General features: G+C 34.7%; 3 protein-coding genes. 2 read left to right on the top strand and 1 reads right to left on the bottom strand.

The features are described from left to right. Both ACY65O_RS13480 and ACY65O_RS13475 read left to right on the top strand, forming a co-directional pair. A partial coding sequence (locus tag ACY65O_RS13480) for a helicase HerA-like domain-containing protein (protein ID WP_462221379.1) occupies window positions 1-724 on the top strand: 724 nt, incomplete at its 5' end. 85 nt (window positions 725-809) lie between these two features. Further along, window positions 810-2,729 carry an LTA synthase family protein gene (locus ACY65O_RS13475; protein WP_462221378.1) on the top strand — a complete coding sequence of 640 codons (1,920 nt, stop codon included), beginning with the start codon at window positions 810-812 and terminating at the stop codon, window positions 2,727-2,729. Window positions 2,730-3,010: 281 nt separating this feature from the next. Here the strand turns inward: ACY65O_RS13475 and ACY65O_RS13470 are convergent. Continuing rightward, window positions 3,011-3,985 (bottom strand): RecQ family zinc-binding domain-containing protein (locus ACY65O_RS13470; RefSeq protein ID WP_462221377.1); only part of this gene is annotated, 975 nt, incomplete at its 5' end.

Here is a 3,985-nt window from a genome sequence, read left to right as displayed (position 1 = left end):
AGGCGATTTGGATAAACCCAAGCTGGTTATGTTTATTGATGAGGCCCATTTAATTTTTCAGGAGGCCAGTGAAGCTTTGTTGCAGCAAATAGAAACAATAATAAAACTCATCCGTTCAAAAGGAATTGGTATTTTCTTTTGTACACAAAACCCCATGGACGTACCGGCAAGTGTGCTGGGCCAATTAGGTTTAAAAGTGCAGCATGCGTTAAGGGCATTTACTGCCGCCGACAGAAAAGTTATTAAACAAACAGCACAAAATTATCCCGAAACAGCATTTTATAAAACGGAAGATTTAATTACACAGTTGGGCATAGGCGAAGCATTAGTAACGATGCTGAATGAAAAAGGTATTCCCACACCGCTGGCACATGTAATGCTTTGTGCACCACGAAGCAGAATGGATGTGCTGACTGAAGGAGAGATTGACATCATTGCAGGTAAATCTAAATTAGTTGCTAAATATAACAGGGCTATTGACAGCGAAAGTGCGTATGAAATTTTAACTGCTAAATTGGAAGAGGCAGCAGAAAATTCAGCGACAGAAGAAAAAGAAACAGGCAAAAAAACTAAAGAAGAAAAATCAACCTTGGAAAAAGTTGCTGATAATACTATTGTAAAAAGTATGGTACGCACTGCAGGCAATACTATTGTGCGTTCTTTATTAGGCGCTTTAGGTTTAGGTGGCAGAAGCAGATCAAGCAAAAGTAAAAGTTGGTTTTAACATAGTCTGACTTCCCCGTCTGACTATGTAAAGCCTGATAAACCATTACTGTTTCTCAGGCTTTTTTGTTTTGTTATCTTTGCTCATGCTTAAGAAAATTTTCTATCACCGTTTTGGGCCGGTAGCAATTGTGGCCATTTTAGTTTGCGCCATCAGCTTAATTACAAGAATTATATTACTGGTAAAAAGTTGGACCGGGCTGGAGTTAAATACATTAAAACTCATCGGAATTTTTATAATTGGATTATTCTATGATCTGGTAGTAAGCGGTTTTTTTGCTATCCCAGTTGCTTTGTATTGCTGGCTGATGAAAGACTCCTTTTATCAAAAACGCTGGAACCGCATTCCGTTATTTATCCTGTTTTTTTTAATCACTTTTATTCTGCTTTTAAATGCCGGTGGCGAAATTATTTTTTGGGATGAATTTAGTGTGCGGTATAATTTTATTGCTGTTGATTATCTAATTTATACAACTGAAGTGCTTGGTAATATTTGGGAATCGTACAATATTCCTCTTATTGGCAGTGGAGTAATTCTTGCAACTGTTACTGTTGTTGTTTTGGTAAGAAAAAAAATTGCTCTTTCCCAAATGGTAAGTATGCGTTTTGCAAAACGTTCAGCTTTCTTTTTTTTATTTTTATTGATACCCCTTGCCGGTTATTTTTTAGTAAACAACAGGGTTAAAAATATCAGTAACAATAATTATGTAAATGAATTGGGTGGCAATGGTATTTATGAATTTGGTTCAGCATTTTGGAATAATGAAATTGATTATAACCGTTTTTATATTGTCCATAATGATACTGCTAATTTTAAAATTTTAAAAGAAATGCTGCAGGCACCCAATGCAACATTCACCGGTAATCCATTAAGTGTAGAAAGAATAATTAAAAACGACAGCCCGGAACACAAATGGAATGTAGTATTGATTAGTGTAGAAAGTTTAAGCGGCGATTATTTAAAACATTTTGGTAATAAAGAAAACATCACACCATTTTTAGATTCTCTTATCCCACACAGTTTATTTTTTGAAAATTTTTATGCAACCGGTACAAGGACGGTAAGAGGATTGGAAGCATTGTCGTTAGCCATTCCGCCAACTCCCGGCCAGTCGATAGTAAGACGGCCAGACAACGGAGATATGTTTACCATGGGTAGTGTTTTAAAAACAAAAGGCTACGATGTAAATTATATTTATGGAGGCAATGCTTTTTTTGATAACATGGGAAAATATTTTGGCGGTAATGGATATACTGTGTTAGATAAAAGGGATGTTCCCGAAAAAATGGTACATCATACCAGTGCATGGGGCATTGATGATGAAGCTGCGTTTGATTTTACTTTACAGCAGTGTGATAAAAGTTTTTCAGGCGGTAAATTATTCTTCAATCATATTATGACGGTGAGCAATCACCGGCCCTACACTTTCCCCGATGGAAGAATTGATATTCCATCTGCATCGCAATCTGTTGCAGGCGGAGTAAAGTACACGGATTATGCCATTAATAAATTTTTAAAAGACGCACACCAAAAACCATGGTTTAATAATACTATTTTTGTAATTGTTGCCGATCATTGCAGCAAAAGCGCCGGCAAAACAGATTTGCCCGTTAACCGCTATCACATTCCTTGTTTTATTTACTCCCCTCTTTTAGTTAAACCAAATATTGAGCAACGCCTTACCAGCCAAATAGATTTAGTGCCTACCGTTTTGGGCATGCTAAATCTTAACTACACCAGTCGTTTTTTAGGTTATGATATTTTTAAAACTCCTGCAGGCAGAGAAAGAGCATTTATAAGCACTTATCAGGATATGGGTTATATCCGAAATGGAAAGCTCGTAATTCTATCACCACAAAAGAAAATAGAAATGGTAATACCCAACTTTATTTCCGGTATTACCAGTAAAATATCGCATGAAAAAGCCCTGGAAAACGAAACTGTTGCATGGTATCAGGGAGCTAATTATTTGTATAAATCTGGCGGATATAATATAAAAAAATAGTTCTTAATATCTGTGTAAGTGCTTGATTTTCAATTTTTAAAATAAAAGGACTGTGTATTTAAGACATTATTATAGAAGCCGCCAAATTATAAAATATTTTAAAAATATTGTATAAAAATGTTGTGGAATCGTAAATTCCGCATTATCTTCGTTTCGGTTTTTCATAGGATATTGGATTTTAAAGCGGGACTAGATTTCTATCTTGGTCCCTTTTTTATTTTATACAACTCCCAATTTTTAATTTTTGTTGTATTATTACTAAACTACACTTGTACAGATTCTTACAAAAAAATCCTTCCCTCTTTATCAACCGTAATCTTATTTTCTTCCTGCAAATAATTTATTACTTTCCATAATTTTTCTTTTTTTACAGTCTTCAATATATTCTGAATGTCCTTTACAGGCATAGCAGTGTCTTTTATAAGTAGTAAAATACCGGATGAAATTTTTTCAAATTCTTCTTTGGTTATGATAATAGCTTTTTGATTAATACAGTTATCACATTTACCGCAATCGTTTGCTGCAGGCGCATTGAAATAAACGGAGATTAATTTGCTGCGGCATGAAGTGGTATTTTTTACATAATTTACTATTGCTGCAACCCGTTGCTCAAAATTCTTTTTTCTTTCTAAGTAGTTTGCGGTGTTAACGGCATAGCTGTCGGCATACATCCTGTTTTGCAAAAGTGTAATTTGGGGTTTGTCTTTTTGTGGGGTATAAATAATAATTCCATAATCGTTTAACTGGGTCAGCTCTTTTTTTAAAATAACAATATCTTTCTTTAAAAAATTAGCCAGCAGGTTTTCATTAATTGTTGATGGAAAATCAAAAATGCCTTCGTAAGACCTTAGCAGCCCTTTTATAGCTGGTTCTAAATTTGGATGCATTTTTTCAAAATCTGTTAAGTCATTTCTGTTAGCAGTAAATAATACTGTAGAAGGTTTAAAAACCATTTCATTAAAACTGAGTACATCTTCCTGCTCCAGCACTTTAATGGCATAAGTGGCGGCAAGTATATTTAATTTAAAAGCACGGGTAAATGTGGTAATATCTAAATCATAACTTAAATCTTCACCGGTTCCTGCTGCAATTTGTAAATGATTCATTAAAGCGGTGTACACTTTTTTTATTTCTTCTTCTGTTGGAAACCGTATATCGCTTTGCTTTTGTAAATCTTCCAGCTCTTTATTACTGAATAATAAAACGGCATAAGCTTTTTTGCCATCTCTGCCGGCACGGCCAGCTTCCTGGTAATA

The sequence above is a fragment of the Ferruginibacter sp. genome, from assembly GCF_031430955.1.
Taxonomy (GTDB): Bacteria; Bacteroidota; Bacteroidia; order Chitinophagales; family Chitinophagaceae; genus Ferruginibacter.
This window is presented reverse-complemented; position numbering and strand designations above follow the sequence as displayed.

Coding starts and splice junctions, on each gene's coding strand:
- ACY65O_RS13475 (WP_462221378.1), top strand. CDS start 810: ATGCTTAAGAAAATTTTCTATCACCGTTTTGGGCCGGTAGCAATTGTG.